Genomic DNA, 18,665 nt, shown 5'->3' with positions numbered 1-18,665 from the left:
TATGGCTTATCCCCACGGCCCCTCCCCCTACGGCCCGCCGCCGATGACCCACCCGAACGGGACCACGATCCTCGTCCTGGGCATCCTCAGCCTCGTGATCTGCCTGTTCCTCGGGCCGGTCGCCTGGACGATGGGCAACAGGGCGCTGCGCGAGATCGACTCCAGCGGCTATTACTACGAGAACCGCGGCAACGTGAACGCCGGCCGCATCTGCGGCATCATCGGCACCTGCCTCATGGGCCTGATCGTCGGCGGGTACGCCCTGCTGTTCGGCTTCGCCCTGCTCGCCGGCGCGTTCAGCTCCTGACCCCGTAGCGGCCGATCCCGTTCTCCAGCAGGTCGAAGGCGGCTTCGGCCTGCCTTCTGACGTCGGGCAGGATCTCCCGCCAGCTCTCGCCCGCCCACTTGCGGCGCACCGCGAGCCTGGACAGCAGCCGGGTGACCGACAGGATCTGCGCGGCCACGAGCCGGGGTGACAGGTCGTCGGGGTCGGCCTCGACGTCCTCGGCCACCGTGCGCGCCAGCCGTACGTCCGTGGAGTGCTCCAGCTCCCGCATCCTGGCCATCAGCGACGGGCTGTCGCCGACCAGTTTGCCGAACTCCTCGGCGCCCTCGTTGAGCCCATAGCGCCAGTCGCCCGTGTCGAGGGCGTCGAGGAAGTCGCGCCGGAAGGCGGCCAGCACGCTCTCGCCGGGCCGTCGCTCGCGCACGACCTTGCTCGGCAGGTCCTCGACCTCGTCCCAGCGGTCCATGAACAGGTCTTCCTTCGTGCGGAAGTAGTTGAAGACCGTGTTGACCGAGACGTCGGCGGCCCGCGCGACCTCCGCCACCGTCACGTCCTCGAACCCCCGCATCATGAACAGCCCCATCGCCATGTCCGCGATGCGCTGCCTCGTCTCCCGCTTCTTGCGCTCGCGCAGCCCCTCTTCCATGCCTCCAATGCTACCAAGTTTGCAGTGACACCAAAATTTCAGTTACCCTAAAAATATGTTGACCACAAAGGGCCTCAGCAAGACGTTCAAGAGCGGGGTGGAAGCCGTGCGCGGCGTCGACCTCCACGTGGACGAGGGCGAGATCGTCGGCTTCCTCGGTCCCAACGGCGCGGGAAAGACCACCACCATGCGCATGCTCACCACGCTGCTCACCCCCACCGCCGGCAGCGCCACCGTCGCCGGGCACGACCTGCTGGCCGACCCGCGCGCCGTACGCCGCCGCGTCGGCTACGTCTCCCAGCACGGCGGGCTCAGCCCCGCGAGCCCCGCCGGCGAGGAGCTCGAACTCCACGCCATGCTGTACGGCCTGTCCCGCCCCGCCGCCCGCGCCCGGGCCGCCGAGGTGCTGGCCCGCCTGGAGCTGACCGGCCTGGAGTCGATGCCCGGAGCCGCCCTGTCCGGCGGCCAGCAACGCCGCTTCGACATCGCCTTCGGCCTCGTCCACGACCCGGTCCTGCTCTTCCTCGACGAGCCCACCACCGGCCTGGACCCGCAGAGCCGGGCCAACCTGTGGAGCCACGTCCGCGCCCTGCGCGAGGGCGGCGCGACCGTCTTCCTGACGACCCACTACCTCGACGAGGCCGACGCCCTGTGCGACCGCATCGTCATCATCGACCACGGCGTGGTGGCCGCCGAAGGCACCCCGTCGCAGCTCAAGAGCGGCGGGCGTACCCTCGACCAGGCCTTCCTCGACATCACCGGCCGCTCGCTGCGAGAGGAGGTGCCCGCGTGAGCGCCGCCGCGATCCGCGAGACCTGGCTGCTGTTCCACCACACGACGCGCATCAGCCTGCGCCACAAGGTCGGCCTGCTGGTCGCCGCCATCCAGCCGTTGTTCTTCCTGGTGCTGTTCGGGCCGATCTTCGCCACGTTCGGCGACTGGGAGACGCTGGTGCCCGGCCTGATCGTCCAGCTCGGCCTGCTCAGCGCGGGCCTGGCCGGGTTCGGCATCGTCTTCGACTGGCGCTCCGGCGTGCTGGAGCGCCAGCGCGTCACCCCGGCCTCGCGGCTGGCCCTGCTGCTGGGCCGGGTGCTCAACAACGCCTTCACGCTGGTGATCCAGACCGTGCTGCTGGTGGCCGCGGCCTACGCGCTCGGCCTGCGGGCGCCGATCGGCGGGGTGCTGGCGGCGATGGTGCTGGTCGTGGTGCTCGGGGTGAGCCTGGCGGCGCTGTCGTACGCGGCCGCGCTCACGCTCGACGAGCACCTGTTCGCCCCGGTGATGATGACCGCGGTGGTGCCGCTGATGCTGCTGTCGGGGACGTTCCTGCCCATGTCCATGGCGCCGGGCTGGCTGGAGGCGCTCTCGCGCGTCAGCCCGTTCCGGCACGTGCTGGAGGCCATGCGGGAGTTGTTCGCCGGGCACTACTGGAACGCGACGGTCGCCACCGGCCTGGTCGTCGTCGTGGTGTTCACGGCGGTGAGCCTGGTGGTCGGGGGCCGGGTCTTCCATCGCGAGAACGCCTAGACGGGCCGTAGGGCTCGATCGTGGGGTCGGAGAAGGGCGGGCCAGCCCTGCGGCCCGCCTCCTCTGTCACCCGCAGGCCGTACAGGCCGAGGTCGGGGTCGATGAGCACCAGCCCGTAGGCGATGTCGACGTCCTCCTCGGCCAGGCCGAGCCTGCTGATCGCGTCCTCCAGCGTCGCGCCCGGCGGGAGCCGTACGGTGATGAGGACCATAGACCTCAGGCTACGCTCTTGGCCCTGCGCTGCAGTGCGGCGATGACGCCCGCGGTGTCGACGATGCCGTAACCGTAGTCGTAGTCGAAACCGACCTCGCTGCGGTCCTCGGCCGTACGGCGCAGCAGGGCCCGCAGCTGCGCGGGCGACAGCCGCGAGGACGGCCAGCGGGTGCGGACGGCGGCGACCAGGCCCGCGGCCACCGGGCAGGCGGCCGAGGTGCCGGAGTCGGGCTCGGCGTCGCCGAAGGCCTTGGAACCGGAGAAGTGGGTGTAGGCGCAGACGTCCGGCTTGCGGGCGGTCAGCCGGCCGGGTCCCTGCGAGGAGTAGCCGACCCGCTCGCCGCCGACGTCGACGCCGCCGATCGACAGCGCCCTCGGGTGGGAGTTGGCGCCGACGATGGGCCGGTCGGGGTAGGCGCAACGGCCGTCCTTGCACTCGCGCCCGCAGTTGCCCGCGGCGAACAGCACGTCCGCGCCCGCCCGGTCGAGACTGGCCACGATCAGGTTGAACGGGTGGGCGGCGTTGTCGGAGTAGTTGCCGGGATGGCCGACGGGGAAGTCCCAGGAGGGCGAGAACGACCCCCAGGAGTTGCTGATCACCAGCGACCTGGAGTCGGCGGGCTGGGCGTCCAGGACGGTGCGCAGGTGCGCGAAGGCGGCCACCGCGTCCGACAGCAGCCCGTCGAGCGCCGAGCCGCCCGGCCGGGTCGACAGCAGCACCGGGATGTCGATGAGGCTGGCCTGCGGCGCGCCGATGAGCGTGTCGAAGGCGCACATCGTGCCGTGGTCGACCTCGAACTCGCCCGGCCGCCCGGTGACCCCGGCGGGGTTCCAGCTGCGCTCGGCGTCGAGGGTGACGCCGCGCCCGAGGTGCCTGGCCACGTGCGCGGCGTTGATGCCGGTGTCGAGCACGGCCAGCGCCACTCCGGAGCCGTCGAGGCCCTCGGCGGCCAGCCCGGCGGCGTTGATCAGCCGCTCGACGTCGTGCCAGTCGCCGACCGGAGGATCGCCGCCGCAGGTCAGGCTGGACTCGATCACCGGGTCGGCGAAGACGCCGACCACGTCGGGGCGGATCGTGGGCAGCATGGTGACGCGGGTGGCCAGTTCGTCGTCGGAGATCGTGCCGCGCACGAGCACCGAAGCGTCCTCGGCGGCCAGGGAGAAGTCGAGCGGCTGGTTGAGCGAGAGGGGGTCGCCGCCGGGCAGGGGGACGGGCCGTGGCACGGCGATGGGAACGAAGGCGGAGTCGAGCTCGACTCCGGGCAGTCCGTCTGCGACGTCTGCCGTGGTGGCCGTCTGGCCGGGGTCGGCTACCGCCGCGACCAGATCGGGGGAAGGGCGGAGCTGAATCAGAACCCGCATGGGGACACCACCGAACGTTTGGAGGGAACGAACCTCCCAACATTCCTTCATCCATCGCGGCGCGTCCAGCGCATCGTCACAGGTTTGACCTGCTGAAATACCCCCATAACTCGCTAACAGGACGACATTTGTTCTGGGGCGTCAGCCTTCCCCGGTTTCGGTCCGTCAACTACGGTGAGTCGTCATGACCACCCAGGTGCTGGCCGCCCCTCAGGAGTCCGCTTCCGGGCATTGGCTGGCCGTGCGACCGCGCCTCATACTCGCCAGCGCGTTCATGCTTTTCCTCGAACTCGCGCTGATCCGGTGGACAGGCTCGAATATCGTCCATTTGAGTTATTTCACGAACTTTGTCCTGCTCGGTTCTTTTCTCGGCATCGGGCTGGGATTCCTGCGGGTCGGGCGGACCAAGCGGCAGCCGTACTATTCGCCGGTCGTGCTCGCGGTGCTGGTCAGCGTGGTGCTGGCCTTCCCCGTGACCGTGAACCGCGACACCGAGGGCGTCCTGTACTGGACGAGCCTGTCCATGGAGGGGCCGCCGGCCTGGGTCACGCTGCCCATCGTGTTCGTGGCCGCCGCGCTGGCGCTCATGGGGCCGGCCGAGCTGGTCGGGCGCTGCTTCCCCGAGCTGCCCCGGCTGGAGGCCTACCGCTACGACCTGATCGGCAGCCTCACCGGCATCGGCGTCTTCACCGGCCTGTCGTTCCTGTCGGCGCCGCCCGTGGTCTGGGGGACGATCGCGGCCGTCTGCTTCCTGCTGCTGCTGACGCCGAAGCCGTGGGTGCCGTACTGGGGGCTGGTGGCGCTGCCCGCCATGCTCGTGGCCGGGCTGCTGGCCGCCGAGAGCGTCACGGCGGGAGCCCTGTGGTCGCCGTACTACAAGGTGACCTACAAGCGGATGCCGTACCAGATGCCCGTCTACGACATCTCGGTCAACGGGATCCCGCATCAGCAGGCCATGCCCGCCGAGACCCGGCTGCAGATCGAGCGGCAGTACGCGCTGCCGTACGAGCGGGCCGCCGCGCCGCCGCGCGAGGTCCTCATCGTGGGCGCGGGCAGCGGCACCGACGTGGCCATCGCGCTGTCGAAGGGGGCCACGTCGGTCGACGCGGTCGAGATCGACCCCAAGCTGCGCCAGCTCGGCGGCGAGCTGCATCCGGACAAGCCCTACTCCGATCCGCGCGTGACCACGCACATCACCGACGGGCGGGCCTTCCTGGAGCAGACCGACCGCAGGTTCGACCTGATCCTGTTCGCGCTGCCCGACTCGCTCACGCTGGTGCCCGGGGCCAGCTCGCTGCGGCTGGAGAGCTACCTGTTCACCGAGGAGGCGATCAAGGCCGCCCGTGAACGACTCAAGCCGGGCGGGGCGTTCTCCATGTACAACTACTACCGCGAGAGCTGGCTGGTGGACCGGCTGGCCTCCACCGTGCAGAGCGCCTTCGGCCACAAACCCTGCGTGGACGTGGTCAGCACCGCCGGGCACCAGGCCGTCATCACCTCGGGCGTCACGCCGCAGGCCCAGCGCTGCGCCGCCGAACGGGCGGGCGCGGCCGCCGGGACACCCGCCCCGGCGCCCGACGACCGGCCGTTCCTGTATCTGAAGGACCGGACGATCCCGGCGATCTACCTGATCACGCTGGGCCTCATCCTGCTCGTCAGCCTGCTGGCGGTGCGGGTGGTGGCGGGGCCGTACCGGAGAATGCGCCCTTACGCGGACCTTTTCCTGCTCGGCGTGGGGTTCCTGCTCCTGGAGACCAAGAGCGTGACGGGCTTCGCGCTGCTGTTCGGCACGACGTGGGTGGTCAACGCGGTCGTCTTCGCCGGGGTGCTGGTCGCCGTGCTCGCCGCGGTCGAGGTGACCCGCCGTTTCCGCACCCCTCCCCTGAGGGTGATGTACGGCGTGCTGCTGGCCGGCCTCGTCCTGGCCTGGCTGGTGCCGAACGCGTGGCTGCTGTCGTTGCCGACGCCGTTGCGCGCGGTGGCGGCGGTGACGGTGGCCTTCCTGCCGATCTTCGCGGCGAACGTGGTGTTCGCCAAGCGCTTCGCCGACTCCGCCGACGCCACGACGTCCTTCGGCGCCAACCTGCTGGGCGCGATGGTCGGCGGCTGCATGGAGTACGTGGCGCTGGTGATCGGCTACCAGAGCCTGCTCATCGTGGCCGGGCTGATCTACCTGGGCGCCTTCGCCCTGTTGCCGCGTAAGAACGCCGCCCTCGTGTGAGGGCGGCGCGCCCTCGCGCGCGGGCGGGGGCTCAGGCCGGGGACGGGGCTGTGGCGGGCGGACGGTAGGCGACCCGCCACAGCGCGGCCACGAGCAGGATCGCCACGACCGCCCAGGCGGGCAGTGGTCCGCCCAGCAGCCCCAGGAGCACCGGGACCGCGGTGGCCGGCAGCGCCCACGCCCAGATCCACAGCCGCCGCGCCCCGGTGGCGACGCCGATCACGGCGGAGGCGGCGAAGTACACGGCCAGGCCGGCGCACAGCACCCACCGGATCCCGGGGTGCGGGTGCTCGGCGGGCTGGGCCACGGCGGCGCCGAGCCCGGCCGCCGCCGCGACGAGCCCGGCGGTCATGACGAAGTGGGCGGGCAGCGCGACGGACGGCGGCAGTCCCCGCTCGCCCGCCTCGGGCACGGCGGTCACGCCGTGCTGCAGCGTCACCCACCACAGGCACACGACCAGCGCGAACGAGCCCGCGGCCGCTAGCTTGAGCTCGGTGCTCCAGTCCTGGCCGCCGGCCTCGACGACGATCTGCATGACCGCCTCGCCGAGCACGATGATCACGAACAGGCCGAGCCGTTCGCCGAGATGCGCGGTGTGCAGGACGGCCTCGAAGGGGGCGGGTATCTCGCGCGGGGGGCGGCGGCCGTCGCCGTCGTGCCGCCGGGCGCGCTCCTTGACCCGGTCGGACTGCGTCTTCAGGGCCTGGAGGAGCCGTTCGGGGTGGCGGGCGTTCTGGAGGGTGAAGGCCAGGTCGAGCAGGATGCCGAGCGCCCACAGCCAGTAGGTGACGGGGGCGGGGGCCCAGAAGGAGACGATCCAGGGGGCCAGGCCGGCGCCGAGCTGGGCGGCGGGCCACGAGGTCACGACCGCGCCCGAGCTCTGGATGGAGCGGGAGCCGCTGAGCCGGCAGACGACGTAGGCGGCGGCGAACCAGTTGTCGTGGTTGCCGCCGCCGGGCACGGCGTGCGCCACGTCGGGCGCGGCGGCGGCCATCACCGCGATGCCGGACATGCCGATCAGCATCGCGCGGGTGCGGGTCTTGTCCGCGCGGACGTTGGCGTAGATCGTGAAGGAGGTCCAGATGCTCCAGATCGCGTAGTAGAGCATCACGAACAGCGCGACGTCCGGCCAGGACGGATGGAGCAGGCGGTGGGCCAGCTGGGCCACCGCCACGACGACGACCAGGTCGAAGAAGAGCTCCAGCCAGCTCGCGTGGCGGTCCGCCGTTTCAGCCGCGCCTACTTCAGTCACGCCTACCGAGAATAGAACTCCACCACGAGCTGCTCCTCGACGGGGATGGCGATCTGCTCGCGCTGCGGCTTGCTCACCAGCGTGAAGCGCAGGTCGGACAGCTCGACGGAGAGGTATCCGGCGGGACGGTCGTCGGCGTAGATGCCCTCGGCCGCGGCCACGAACGGCTGCATCGTGCGCGACTTCTGGCGCACGGCGATGACCTGGCCGGGCTTGACGAGGTAGCTCGGGATGTCGACCTTGCGGCCGTCCACGGTGATGTGGCCGTGGTTGACGTACTGGCGGGCGGCGTAGATCGACGGAGCGAGCCCGGCTCGCAGCACGAGGGAGGCCAGGCGGGTCTCCAGCAGGGTCACCAGCTCGGCGCCCGAAGCGCCTTCCTTGCGGACCGCGAGGTCCCAGTAGCGGCGCAGCTGACGCTCGGAGACGTCGTAGTACCAGCGCAGCTTCTGCTTCTCCATGAGCCGCATGCCGTAGTCGCCGGTGTTGCGGCGGCTGGTCTTCCTGCCGTGCTCTCCGGGCGGGTACGGCCGCGCCTCGAAGTACCGCACGGCTTTCCTGGTCAGAGGGACGCCTGCCCGTCGGGACAGCCGCACCTTCGGCCCGGTGTAGCGCATGTTCACCTCAATGTGGTTAGGTAATACTTACTTAGGCAAGGCTAACCTACTACAGCGTGTGAACTCAAGGAGACCTGCATGCCGCCGATCGCGGAACGCATCCGCACCCTCGCCTCCGGAGCCGGCGTCGCCAGGCTCACCCTCGACGGCGTCCCCTTCCCCGCCCGCGGCGGCGTGGACGAACAGGGCCGTCCCGTGCTGCTGGTCAAGCCGGGCGAGCGCCTGCACGGCCTGGAGTGCGACGCGGTGATCGCGGTCAACCTCACCGCCACCCGGCTGCTGGGCGCCGTCGAGCATCCCCGCGGGCTGGTCGAGGTGCAGGGGTGGGTGCTGGCCGTACCGGAGGAGGACACGCGCGCCGCCGCCGTCGCGGTCGCCGCCGCGTGCGCCGACGAGGACCTGTTCGAGGCCATCGAGCGGTACGGCGAGCCCGGCGCTCCGCGGCTCATGAGAATGGACGTCGCCCAGGTCGTCTACCTGACCGGCCAGGACTCCGGCGTGCTCGACGCCGACGAGTACCTTGAGGCCGAGCCCGACCCGCTGGCCGAGACCGCCGAGCGGGTGCTCGCCCACCTGAACGAGTCGCACCGCGCGCAGCTCCAGGGCGCCGTGGCCGCGCACCTGGGCACGCCGGTCGGCGAGGCGTGGCTGTGGGAGCTGGACCGCTACGGCGCGACCGTGCGCGTCGACGACACGCTGGTGCGCTTCCCGTGGCCCGTGCCCGCCCAGACCGGCACCTGCCTCGAGACCGCCCTGAGAGGGCTGATCTGCGCCTGCTGATGATATGAAGTGCTGAAGCGCACATGATCGGGAGGCCGCTTTGGACGCCTACACCCCCACCCCCGACGACCGCTTCACCTTCGGCCTGTGGACCGTGGGCTGGCCGGCCCGCGACCCGTTCGGCGACGCCACGCGGGCGCCGCTCGACCCGGTGGAGAGCCTGCACCGCCTGGCCGAGCTCGGCGCCTATGGCGTGACCTTCCACGACGACGACCTGCTCGCCGTCGAACCCGACCGCGACCGGGCCGTGGCCGCGTTCACCAAGGCGCTGGCCGAGACCGGGCTCAAGGTGCCCATGGCCACGACGAACCTGTTCACGCACCCGGTCTTCAAGGACGGCGCGTTCACCAGCAACGACCGCGACATCCGCCGGTACGCGCTGCGCAAGGTCCGGCGCAACCTCGACCTGGCCGCCTCGCTCGGCGCGAGCGTGTACGTCTGCTGGGGCGGGCGCGAGGGCGCGGAGTCCGACGCGGCCAAGGACGTGCGCTCGGCGCTGGCACGCTACAAGGAGGCGCTCGACCTGCTCTGCGCCTACGTCGTCGAGCAGGGCTACGACCTGCGCTTCGCCATCGAGCCCAAGCCGAACGAGCCGCGTGGCGACATCCTGCTGCCGACGATCGGGCACGCGCTGGCGTTCATCGGCGAGCTGGAGCGCCCGGAGATGGTCGGCCTCAACCCCGAGGTCGGCCACGAGCAGATGGCCGGGCTCAGCTTCACCCACGGCATCGCGCAGGCCCTCTGGCACGGCAAGCTCTTCCACATCGACCTCAACGGCCAGCACGGCCCCCGGTACGACCAGGACCTGGTCTTCGGCCACGGCGACGTCAAGAACGCCTTCTTCCTCGTGGACCTGCTGGAGCACGGCGGCTACACCGGGCCCCGGCACTTCGACTACAAGCCCGCGCGCACCGAGGACGCCGAGGACGTGTGGGTCTCGGCCGCGGCCAACATGCGCACGTACCTGATCCTGCGCGAGAAGGCGCGCCGTTACCGCGCCGACCCCGAGGTGCTGGAGGCGCTGCGCGACTCCCGGGTCGGGCGGCTGGCCGAGCCGACGCTGGCGCCCGGCGAGACGCTGGCCACGCTGGAGGATCCGGGCTTCGACCTCGACGGCGCCGCGGCGCGCGGGCTGCACGCCTCGCGCCTTGGTCAGCTCGCGCTGGAGCATCTGCTCGGGGTGCGCTGATGCCGCTGGTGGCGGGCGTGGACTCCTCCACGCAGAGCTGCAAGGTGGTGGTGCTCGACGCCGCCTCCGGGCAGCTGGTACGGCAGGGGCGCGCCGCTCATCCGGAGGGGACTTCGGTGGATCCGGCGGCCTGGTGGGAGGCGCTGGCTCTGGCCGTCGCCGAGGCGGGCGGGCTTGACGATGTGGCCGCCGTCGGGGTGGCCGGGCAGCAGCATGGGATGGTCTGCCTGGACGAGTCCGGAAATGTCGTGCGGGACGCCTTGTTGTGGAACGACACCCGCTCGGCCGACGCCGCCCGCGACCTGGTCGACGCGCTGGGCGGGGGCGCGGCCTGGGCATCCGCGGTGGGGGTCGTGCCGCTGGCCTCGTTCACCGTGTCCAAGGTGAGGTGGCTGGCCGAGCACGAACCGGACCATGCCCGGCGGACGGCCGCGGTGTGCCTGCCGCACGACTGGCTGACCTGGCGGTTGCTGGGTGAGCCGCCCCGGACCGGCTTTTCGCCGGAGCGCCCCCACGCGCTCCCGTTGGAGCGGCTGACCACCGATCGGGGGGACGCGTCGGGGACCGGGTACTGGTCGCCGTTCACCGGGTCCTACCGGTATGACCTGCTGGAGCTGGCCATGGGGAGCCGGCCGGCGTTGCCCCGGGTGCTGGGACCGGCCGAGGCGGCCGGGGAGGCCGGCGGCCTGCTGGTCGCGGCGGGGACCGGTGACAACATGGCCGCGGCCCTCGGCCTCGGGCTGCGCCCCGGTGACGTGGTCGTGTCGATCGGCACCTCGGGGACCGCGTTCGCCGTCGCCGACCGGCCCGGCGCGGACCCGAGCGGGGTCGTGGCCGGGTTCGCCGACGCCACGGGGCGCTTCCTGCCGCTGGTGTGCACGCTCAACGCCGCCCGCGTCCTGGAGGCCGCGGCCGCCATGCTCGGCACCGGCCTCTCGCGCCTGGACTCACTGGCCCTCGCGGCTCCGGGCGGGGCCGATGGGCTGGTGCTCGTGCCGTACCTGGAGGGTGAGCGCACCCCGAACCTGCCCGGCGCCACCGGCTCCCTGCACGGCCTCACCCTGCGCACCGCCACACCCGGGCATCTGGCCAGGGCCGCGGTCGAGGGTCTGCTCTGCCATCTGGCCGACGCGCTGGAGGCGCTGCCGGTTCAGGGCGAACGCGTCCTGCTGATCGGCGGCGGGGCCGGCTCCCGGGCGGTGCGGGAGATCGCTCCGGCCGTGTTCGGCCGGCCGGTGGCGGTGCCCGCGCCTCAGGAGTACGTGGCCAGGGGCGCTGCCCGCCAAGCCGCCTGGGCGCTGTCCGGCGCCCCCGGCCCCCCGGACTGGCCCGCCCCGGGAACCACCTCGCACGAGGCGGCCCCGCAACCGGCGATCCGCGACCGCTACCGGCACGCCCTCGGCCTCTAGGAGCCCTGCCGGGTCCCCTGTGCCTGGCGCTCATGGGCGGCTTGGCGACCGGGCTTCGGGGAGTGCGGGGGTACGGCAGGCGTCACGGCTGACCGCCCGCCGTACCCCGTGGAGCTTCTCACGCCCCACCCGCCCCCCGCACCCCTGGGGCCCCGATCCCGCGCGGGCGGCCACGTACGGCGCGAGTGAAGGGAACGGCGGGGACCGGAGCGGTATGGGCTGGTGGGCGCGCGGGCCGGACCTGTCCGCACCACGCCCGGCCCGCGCGGATCTATCAGAATGCCAGCCCCCGATCACGGCCCGCTGTGAGCCTTGTGTGGGCATTCGCTCCGCGAGTGACTACCATCGGCGGCTGTGAACGAGACGCGTCCTCGCGCGAGCCGGGCCCTGATGATCGCCGGAGTACTCCTTGGGGTGCTCCTGCTGGCGACGGCGGCCATCCTCTCCAGGGGCGCGCTCGGCGGAGCCTCCCTGAACGCCGTGGGCTGGCCCGGCTCCTCCGGCCATCCGGGCGACCCCGGCCAGAAGACCGCCCACGCCGAGGCCACCCCCTCGTCCACACCCCGCCCGTCCCGCACGCACCCCACCCCCTCCCAGACCCACACCCACCCCCCGACCCCGGTGGTCGGCCATCCCCCGACCCGCACGCCCATGGCCGCCCGCGAGTCCCGCCGCCCCACCCTGGTGGCCCCGAGCCCGGCCGACACCAGCGCGAACTCCCCTTCCGACCTCACCCCCATCGGCCCCAGCGCCCAAACCACCGCCGCCCCGCCCCCGGTCACCCTGCCTCCCGCGGAACCCCACCCCTCCGCCACCCCGGCCCCCACCAAGACCAAACCCACCAAGCCCCGGCCCACCAAGACCCGCACCCCAGGCAAGAAACCGGGCAACCAACCCCGCAACCGCTGACCACCCCTACAGCCGCAGCCAACAACAGCCCAGGACAGCAACTCGCCGCGCGACCCGGCCCAGCCCGACCCGGAGCGCCCCGGGGGAGGCGGCGCCGCATGGGCACGACCCGGCACAACGCGGCCCGGGAGGAGCGGCGTGGCCCAACCCGGGCGCTGGGGGTGGTTCGTGGCATCGGGGTGGGCGGTGCTGGGAGCGGAGGGTTGGGGGTGGGGTCGCGGGTGGGGGGTGGCTCTGGGATGATGGCGGGCACTATGCCTGCCTCCCTGCCGTTCCGTCTGGTGCGTGCCGTGGCGTTCGCCGCGGTGTGCGCGGGGCTGGGCATGGGCGCGCATGTCGTGGCCGGTGCCGCCGTGGCGCTGCCCGGCGCTGTGGCGGCCATCGCGTTGTCGCTGCTGGCGGCGTTGCCGCTGACCGGGCGGGAACGTTCGGCCGGTGGGATTCTGGCGCTGCTGGTCGTGGTGCAGGCCGTTCTGCACGTGATGTTCTCGATGCTGCACGACACGGCGCCGGTGGCCGTCCAGGGCGGGCACGCGCACTCCGGGCTGGTGCCGGGGCTGGGCATGCTCGTGATGCACGGGTGGGCGATCGTTCTGACGGCGCTGTGGCTGTCGCGGGGCGAGGCCGCGCTGTGGGGACTGTTCCGCCGGGTGCTGGTGCGGCTCGGCCTGTTGCCGGCCGTACCGGTGATGGAAGGACCTTCCGCTCCTGTACGGCACGCGGAGCCCCCCGCTCCCCGCTCCGCCCTTCTGGAACACACCCTCTCAGGCCGGGGCCCGCCTCTCTTCCTCCCCGCCTGACCCTCCCGGGCCTCTGGTCCGAGAACCCCTTCCCCCGCATCCCGCCGCCGGGCCCGCCCGCCGTTGCCGGGCTGACGCCGGTCCGTGCCACGGCCGTGGCGGCCCCGGCCAACGGGACCGTGCCGGCATCGGCGACCGCCGGCTCACCAGATGGGCTGAGCCTTGGGCGCCGCCTGTGTGTGGCTGCTGTGGCGGCGTGCCCTGAGTGGCCCTGGTCGCCGGGCGGAGGGTGTGTTCGGGCCGGGCCCGCTGTGGCCTGGCGTGGGTGTTGATTGCCCGAAATTTCTGGACCTCTGGAAGAGAGACCTCATTATGCGTATTCGTCATGCCCTCCTGGCCGTCGTGGCCACCGCCGCGGTCGCCGCCTGCGGTGGGCAGCAGGCCACCTCCGCCGCCCCCGCCGGCGCCGCGCCCACCGGCGCCGCCTCCTCCCCCGCCTCTGACACGCCCACCGGTACGGCCGGAAAGGCCACACCCGGCACCGCGGGCCCGCTGACCATCGCCGATCCCTGGATCAAGACCACGAAGAGCGGCATGACCGCCGCCTTCGGCACCATCGCCAACCCCTCCGCCGCCGCGATCACGATCGTCTCCGCCACCTCCACCGGCGCGCCCACGGTGGAGCTTCACGAGACGGTCGGCGAGGGTACGCAGATGACCATGCGGCCCAAGGAGGGCGGCTTCACGATCCCGGCGGGCGGGAAGCTGGAGCTCAAGCCCGGCGGTGACCACATCATGCTGATGGACGTCAGCACGCCGGTGAAGCCGGGCTCCGAGGTGGGTTTCACGCTGACGTTCAAGGACGGCGGCACGATGGAGTTCAAGGCCGTGGGCAAGGACTTCGCCGGTGCCAACGAGAAGTACCAGCCCGGCCATGAGTGACGGCGAGCGCCCGGCCGGGATCTCCCGCCGCCGCCTGCTCGCCGGTGGCGCGGCGGCGGGCGGCCTGGTCGCGACGGGTTCGCTCGCCGCGGGTCTCCCGGCCGGCGCCCAGACCGCCGACGGCGCGGCGGTGGCAGGGCGTGAAACCGCGGAGCCGATCGGAGCCGGCGCGGCCACGGGGCAGCCCGCTCCGCCCGCCGGGCAGGCGGTCGGCGGCACGGCCGTGGAGCCGTTTCACGGGGTCCGGCAGGCGGGTGTCGCCACCACGCCCCAGGCTCACGCGGCCTTCGTCGGGCTCGATCTGCGTAAGGGCGTCGGCAGGGAGGCGCTCGGCCGGCTGATGCGGCTGCTCACCGACGACGCCCGGCGGCTCACCCAGGGCCGCGGGGCGCTGGCCGACACCGAACCCGAGCTGGCGGCGCTGCCCGCGCGGCTGACGGTCACGTTCGGGTTCGGGCCGGGGCTGTTCCGGGCGGCGGGCGTCAAGGGCGGGCCCGAGCAGGTGCCGGGGTTCTCCGTGGATCGGCTGGAGGACCGGTGGTCGGAGGGCGATCTGCTGCTGCAGATCTGCTGCGACGATCCGGTCACGCTGGCCCACGCGCTGCGCATGATCGTGAAGGACACCGCGTCGTTCACGAAGGTCAGGTGGGTGCAGCGCGGGTTCCGGCAGGCGGTGCAGCGGCCGGGGCTGACCCAGCGCAATCTCATGGGCCAGCTCGACGGGACGGTCAATCCCAAGCCCGGGACGCCGGAGTTCGAGCGGGCCGTGTGGATCGCGGACGGGCCGCTGGCCGGTGGCACCATGCTGGTTCTGCGGCGGATCCGGATGCTCATGGACTCCTGGGACGCCGCGGACCGGGTGGCCAAGGAGTTCACGGTGGGTCGGCGGCTGGACAACGGCGCCCCGCTGAGCGGGCGGGCCGAGCATGACGAGGCCGACTTCGCCAAGCTCAACGCGATCGGCTTCCCGGTGATCTCGGAGTACGCGCACATCCGGCGGGCGCACACCCAGGACCCCGGGCTGCGGATGTTCCGCCGCGTGTACAACTACGACGACGGGGACACCGGGCTGCTGTTCGCCGCCTACCAGGCGGACGTGGCGCGGCAGTTCACACCGGTGCAGCGCCGCCTGGCCAAGGCCGATCTGCTCAACGAGTGGACGACGCCGATCGGGTCGGCGGTCTTCTACGTCCCGCCGGGCTGCGAGGAGTCCGGCTGGGTGGGCCAAAGCCTGCTGAGCTGACGCAGGGCGCAGGGGCCGGAAGAGTAGGGCGCCTCACCGCGAGGAGCCCTATTCTTCCGGCATGGAGATCTGGATCAACCCCGCCTGCTCGAAGTGCCGCTCGGCGATCTCCCTGCTGGACGCCGAGCAGGCCGAGTACACCGTCCGCCGCTACCTGGACGACCCGCCCACCCAGGCGGAGATCCGCGAGGTGCTCTCCCGCCTCGGCCTGGAACCCTGGGACATCACCCGCACCGGCGAGGACGCCGCCGGGGACATGGCCTCCTGGCCCCGCGATCCGGGCAGCCGCGACCGGTGGATCCGGGCGCTGGCCGAGCACCCGATCCTCATCCAGCGCCCCATCATCACCGCTGACAACGGCCACGCGGTGATCGGCCGCACGGAGGAGGCCGTCCGCTCCACCCTCCCGCCACAATGGTCACCGCCGCGCGAGCCGCCGCGGTGATCACCGCCTGAGCGCTATTGGATCGGGACCTGCAGTTCCCGGAACCCGGCGATCTTGACGCTCAGCCCCGAGGCCCCGTCCGGCAGCGCGAACAGCCCCCAGAACTCCCGCTTCTGCCCCGGCGCGAACTTCTCGGTGCCCAGCCGGACCCCGGAGACGCCGCTGCACGCGCAGTACGACCCCGGGTCGTCACCGGCCTGGACCTCGATGCGGCCGGGCAGGTACCGGCGGCGGTTCTCCTGGTCGGTGAGGACGACGGCGCTGGCGGACTGGTACTTGTACGACTGCCAGTCCTGGCCGTCGTGCAGGTCGTTGTACCACGCCTCCGCCGTGCCCTCGTTGGCGATCGTGTAGGTGAGCAGGCCGAGGCCGCCCTGCAGCCGGCGCAGCCCGGTGACCTCCATGGCGATGGGCTGGCCGTCGGCCTTGGTGCTGCCCGTCAGGTCGTCGCCGGGGCCCACGGTGGAGACGACGTCCTGGGAGGGGGACGGCCGCGCGGCGGCCCGCGGCTTGGCGAAGGTCACCGTGACCCGCCGGTTGCGCCGCTTGCCCTCATCGGTGTCGTTGCTGTACAGGGGGCGGCGCGAGCCGTACCCCTTGGTCTGGAAGGCGACGCCGTCGCGCGTCAGCAGCGGCGCGAGCGCGGCCTTCACGGCCTGGGCGCGACGCGCGGACAGCGGGTCGTTGATGGCGTCGTTGCCGGAGGAGTCGGCGTGGCCCTCGACCGTGACCTCGGTGGCGGGCGAGGACTCGATGAGCTTGGCGGTACGCGCGAGCACCGCCTTGGCCCGCGAGGTGAGCACGGCCTTGTCCACGGCGAACAGCACGTCGGAGGACAGGTTCACCCGGAGGTCCTTGCCGTCGTCCGCGGTCTCCTCGGTCCTGTCGTTCGACTCCGACGGCAGGACGACGCGGTGGACGAGCGGGGTGACGGGCTCGGCGTCGGGGTCGGGGAAGTCGCCCTGCGGCGGGTCGTCGCCGACGGGGACGTTGAGCATGGGCGGGGCCAGCGGGGTGACGACGGTCGCGGTCTGCTGGTCGCCGCTGGGGGCGGGCATGACGGCGTAGAGGGAGATCGAGGCGCCCGGCTTGATGAAGTAGCCGATGTCGTCGCGCTTCTCGTCGGTGCAGAGGCAGGGGCTGCCCTCGGGCTTGTACGGCAGGATCCAGGTCCTGGCCCGCTCGTCGAGCACGCCGATGCCGGAGGCCCACCTGATCGCGCCGAGCTTGCGGGTCTCGTCGCCCATCTCGCCGGTCCAGGTGAGGTCCTTGTCCGCGCCGGTGTTCGTGAGGCGGATCTGGACCACCAGATGCTTGGCCTTGAGCCGGTTGAGGCCGACCACCTCGACCTTGAGGTCGGGGGTCATGGTGCTGCGGGTCTCGGCGAGGGCGGGGCGGTCGTCGCTCGTGGCGGAGGGGGTGGCCGCGGGCGTCGTCGTCGCCGGGGTGGTGGCGGGGGCCGACTCTTGGGCCTTCGTGGGGGGCGCGGCCTGCTGCGGTTGGGGCAGCATCCCGCAGCCGGTGGCGGCCAGCGTCAGGACGGCGGCCAGGGCCAGGATCCGGTTAGACATGGCGGAGATTGTGCCATGACCGAAACGCCCGACCACATTCAACTCAGGGCGTCGTCCACGGCGTCCGGCGACAGGACGTGGTCCAGGACCATCACCGCGCAGCCGGTGATGCCCGCCCCCGCGCCCATCCTGCTCGCCTCGATCCGCAGCGTGCGGGTGGCGAGGGCGGTGGAGCGCCGGTAGACGACCTCGCGGATGCTGGACACCAGGGGGCCGAACGTCTCGGCCACGTCGCCGCCCAGCACGACCACCGACGGGTTGAGGATGTTGACCGCGGAGGCCAGCACCTCGCCGATGCGCCGGCCCGCCTCGCGTACCGTCGCCATCGTCTGGGCGTCGCCGGCCCGCACGAGCGCGGTGACGTCCTCGATGGTCTTGACGTCCTTGCCGGCGGCGCGCAGGTCGCGCAGCAGCGCGGTGCCGCTGGCCACCGAGTCGACGCAGTCGATGTTGCCGCACCGGCACAGCACGCCGCCGCCGTCGCGTACGGGGATGTGGCCGATCTCCCCCGCCGCGCCGAGTGCGCCGCGCAGGATCTCGCCGCCGGAGATGATCCCGGCGCCGATCCGGGTGGAGATCTTCACGAACATGAGGTCGGTGACGTTCGCGTGGGCGCCGCGGTGCTCGCCGATGGCCAGGACGTTCACGTCGTTGTCGACCAGCACGGGCACGTCGAAGCGGGCCCTGATCAGCGGCGGGATGACCACGCCCGTCCAGGAGGCCATCACCCGGGCGCTCTCGGTGCGCCCCTGGGCGAACTCGACGGTCGCCGGCACGCCCATGCCCACGCCGCGGACCCGTGAGCGCGGGGTGTCGCCGAGGAGTTCGTCCCAGGTGTCCATGAGAAGCGGCAGCACGACGTCGGGCCCCTGCTCGACGTCGATGTGGAAGCGCCGCGCGGCCAGTTCCGCGCCGGACAGGTCACACACCGCCACCCGGGTACGGCTGGCGCCGAGCGCGGCCACCAGCACCACGCCGCCCCCGGCGTTGAACTCCAGCCTGACCGGCGGCCGCCCGCCGGTGGAGGGCGCGTCGGTGCGCTCCACCACGAGGCCGCGCTCGATCAGCTCGCCCACCCGCAGCTGCACGGCAGGCCGGGACAGTCCCGTGACCCGGCCGAGGTCCGCTCGCGTCACGGCCTCTCCGGTGCGGATGAGCCGCAGGAATTCGCCACTGGTGGCGAGGGGCGCGGCGGTACGTCGAGGCATCGACTTAGTGAATCACACCTGCTTAAGTCATGAACAGTCCCGACTTTCTTATCTCAAATAGCAAAACTCGGGTTGTGCACGACCCAAACTCTGGCTAATGTCCGT

General features: G+C 72.3%; 19 protein-coding genes. 12 read left to right on the top strand and 7 right to left on the bottom strand.

The window, feature by feature from the left end; genetic code table 11:
- Position 1 precedes the first annotated feature (1 nt).
- Positions 2-307 (top strand): DUF4190 domain-containing protein, encoded by a 306-nt coding sequence (locus ACIBHY_RS06090; RefSeq protein ID WP_397256387.1) that lies wholly within the window; start codon positions 2-4, stop codon positions 305-307.
- Here the strand turns inward: ACIBHY_RS06090 and ACIBHY_RS06085 are convergent.
- Positions 297-932: a TetR/AcrR family transcriptional regulator gene (locus ACIBHY_RS06085; RefSeq protein WP_397256385.1), complete on the bottom strand. Its 636-nt coding sequence runs from the start codon at positions 930-932 to the stop codon at positions 297-299. The genes ACIBHY_RS06090 and ACIBHY_RS06085 overlap by 11 nt on opposite strands.
- 55 nt (positions 933-987) lie before the next feature.
- On the opposite strand from ACIBHY_RS06085, the gene ACIBHY_RS06080 reads away from it, so the two are divergent.
- Both ACIBHY_RS06080 and ACIBHY_RS06075 read left to right on the top strand, forming a co-directional pair.
- On the top strand, positions 988-1,725 hold the full coding sequence (locus ACIBHY_RS06080) for an ABC transporter ATP-binding protein (protein WP_397256384.1): 738 nt from the start codon (positions 988-990) through the stop codon (positions 1,723-1,725).
- Positions 1,722-2,459, top strand: a complete 738-nt coding sequence (locus ACIBHY_RS06075) for an ABC transporter permease (protein ID WP_397256382.1) — start codon at positions 1,722-1,724, stop codon at positions 2,457-2,459. The genes ACIBHY_RS06080 and ACIBHY_RS06075 overlap by 4 nt, the downstream gene beginning before the upstream one ends.
- On the opposite strand, the gene ACIBHY_RS06070 is transcribed toward ACIBHY_RS06075, so the two are convergent.
- Together ACIBHY_RS06070 and ACIBHY_RS06065 are read right to left on the bottom strand one after the other, a co-directional pair.
- Positions 2,404-2,670 carry a hypothetical protein gene (locus ACIBHY_RS06070; RefSeq protein ID WP_397256380.1) on the bottom strand — a complete coding sequence of 89 codons (267 nt, stop codon included), beginning with the start codon at positions 2,668-2,670 and terminating at the stop codon, positions 2,404-2,406. The genes ACIBHY_RS06075 and ACIBHY_RS06070 overlap by 56 nt on opposite strands.
- Positions 2,671-2,675: 5 nt before the next feature.
- Positions 2,676-4,034 carry a S8 family serine peptidase gene (locus ACIBHY_RS06065; protein WP_397306088.1) on the bottom strand — a complete coding sequence of 453 codons (1,359 nt, stop codon included), beginning with the start codon at positions 4,032-4,034 and terminating at the stop codon, positions 2,676-2,678.
- A gap of 184 nt (positions 4,035-4,218) precedes the next feature.
- On the opposite strand from ACIBHY_RS06065, the gene ACIBHY_RS06060 reads away from it, so the two are divergent.
- Positions 4,219-6,255, top strand: a complete 2,037-nt coding sequence (locus ACIBHY_RS06060) for a spermidine synthase (protein WP_397306087.1) — start codon at positions 4,219-4,221, stop codon at positions 6,253-6,255.
- A gap of 31 nt (positions 6,256-6,286) precedes the next feature.
- Here ACIBHY_RS06060 and ACIBHY_RS06055 read toward each other — a convergent pair whose 3' ends face one another.
- Together ACIBHY_RS06055 and rpsD are read right to left on the bottom strand one after the other, a co-directional pair.
- Positions 6,287-7,507, bottom strand: coding sequence for a low temperature requirement protein A (locus ACIBHY_RS06055; protein WP_397306086.1), 1,221 nt, complete (start codon positions 7,505-7,507; stop codon positions 6,287-6,289).
- Between the two features lie 2 nt (positions 7,508-7,509).
- Entirely contained in the window at positions 7,510-8,124 is a 615-nt protein-coding gene (gene rpsD, locus ACIBHY_RS06050) for a 30S ribosomal protein S4 (protein WP_397256443.1), read from the bottom strand.
- A 78-nt stretch (positions 8,125-8,202) separates the two neighbouring features.
- Here rpsD and ACIBHY_RS06045 point away from each other — a divergent pair, with 78 nt between their 5' ends.
- The 8 genes from ACIBHY_RS06045 to ACIBHY_RS06010 all read left to right on the top strand — a co-directional run bounded on the left by ACIBHY_RS06045 (position 8,203) and on the right by ACIBHY_RS06010 (position 15,781).
- The gene (locus ACIBHY_RS06045; protein WP_397306085.1) at positions 8,203-8,904 is read left to right on the top strand and encodes a DUF2470 domain-containing protein; all 702 of its coding nucleotides are present in this window, start codon (positions 8,203-8,205) and stop codon (positions 8,902-8,904) included.
- A 40-nt stretch (positions 8,905-8,944) separates the two neighbouring features.
- Positions 8,945-10,093, top strand: coding sequence for a xylose isomerase (gene xylA / locus ACIBHY_RS06040; RefSeq protein WP_397256372.1), 1,149 nt, complete (start codon positions 8,945-8,947; stop codon positions 10,091-10,093).
- Positions 10,093-11,502, top strand: coding sequence for a xylulokinase (locus ACIBHY_RS06035; protein WP_397306084.1), 1,410 nt, complete (start codon positions 10,093-10,095; stop codon positions 11,500-11,502). Before xylA ends, ACIBHY_RS06035 begins: the two co-directional genes overlap by 1 nt.
- A 354-nt stretch (positions 11,503-11,856) precedes the next feature.
- Positions 11,857-12,411, top strand: coding sequence for a hypothetical protein (locus tag ACIBHY_RS06030; protein ID WP_397256368.1), 555 nt, complete (start codon positions 11,857-11,859; stop codon positions 12,409-12,411).
- A 254-nt stretch (positions 12,412-12,665) separates the two neighbouring features.
- Entirely contained in the window at positions 12,666-13,211 is a 546-nt protein-coding gene (locus ACIBHY_RS06025; RefSeq protein WP_397306083.1) for an MFS transporter, read from the top strand.
- A gap of 312 nt (positions 13,212-13,523) precedes the next feature.
- Positions 13,524-14,093: a copper chaperone PCu(A)C gene (locus tag ACIBHY_RS06020; RefSeq protein ID WP_397256364.1), complete on the top strand. Its 570-nt coding sequence runs from the start codon at positions 13,524-13,526 to the stop codon at positions 14,091-14,093.
- On the top strand, positions 14,086-15,336 hold the full coding sequence (locus ACIBHY_RS06015; RefSeq protein WP_397306082.1) for a Dyp-type peroxidase: 1,251 nt from the start codon (positions 14,086-14,088) through the stop codon (positions 15,334-15,336). Before ACIBHY_RS06020 ends, ACIBHY_RS06015 begins: the two co-directional genes overlap by 8 nt.
- Positions 15,337-15,397: 61 nt before the next feature.
- Positions 15,398-15,781, top strand: a complete 384-nt coding sequence (locus ACIBHY_RS06010; protein ID WP_397306081.1) for an ArsC/Spx/MgsR family protein — start codon at positions 15,398-15,400, stop codon at positions 15,779-15,781.
- Between the two features lie 14 nt (positions 15,782-15,795).
- On the opposite strand, the gene ACIBHY_RS06005 is transcribed toward ACIBHY_RS06010, so the two are convergent.
- Both ACIBHY_RS06005 and ACIBHY_RS06000 read right to left on the bottom strand, forming a co-directional pair.
- Positions 15,796-17,352, bottom strand: a complete 1,557-nt coding sequence (locus ACIBHY_RS06005; RefSeq protein WP_397256359.1) for an OmpA family protein — start codon at positions 17,350-17,352, stop codon at positions 15,796-15,798.
- 38 nt (positions 17,353-17,390) lie between these two features.
- Positions 17,391-18,560, bottom strand: a complete 1,170-nt coding sequence (locus ACIBHY_RS06000; RefSeq protein ID WP_184963984.1) for an ROK family transcriptional regulator — start codon at positions 18,558-18,560, stop codon at positions 17,391-17,393.
- Positions 18,561-18,665: the final 105 nt, after the last annotated feature.

Origin of the sequence: Nonomuraea sp. NPDC050547, assembly GCF_044457345.1 — a bacterium.
In the GTDB taxonomy this organism is placed as follows: domain Bacteria; phylum Actinomycetota; class Actinomycetes; order Streptosporangiales; family Streptosporangiaceae; genus Nonomuraea.
This window is presented reverse-complemented; position numbering and strand designations above follow the sequence as displayed.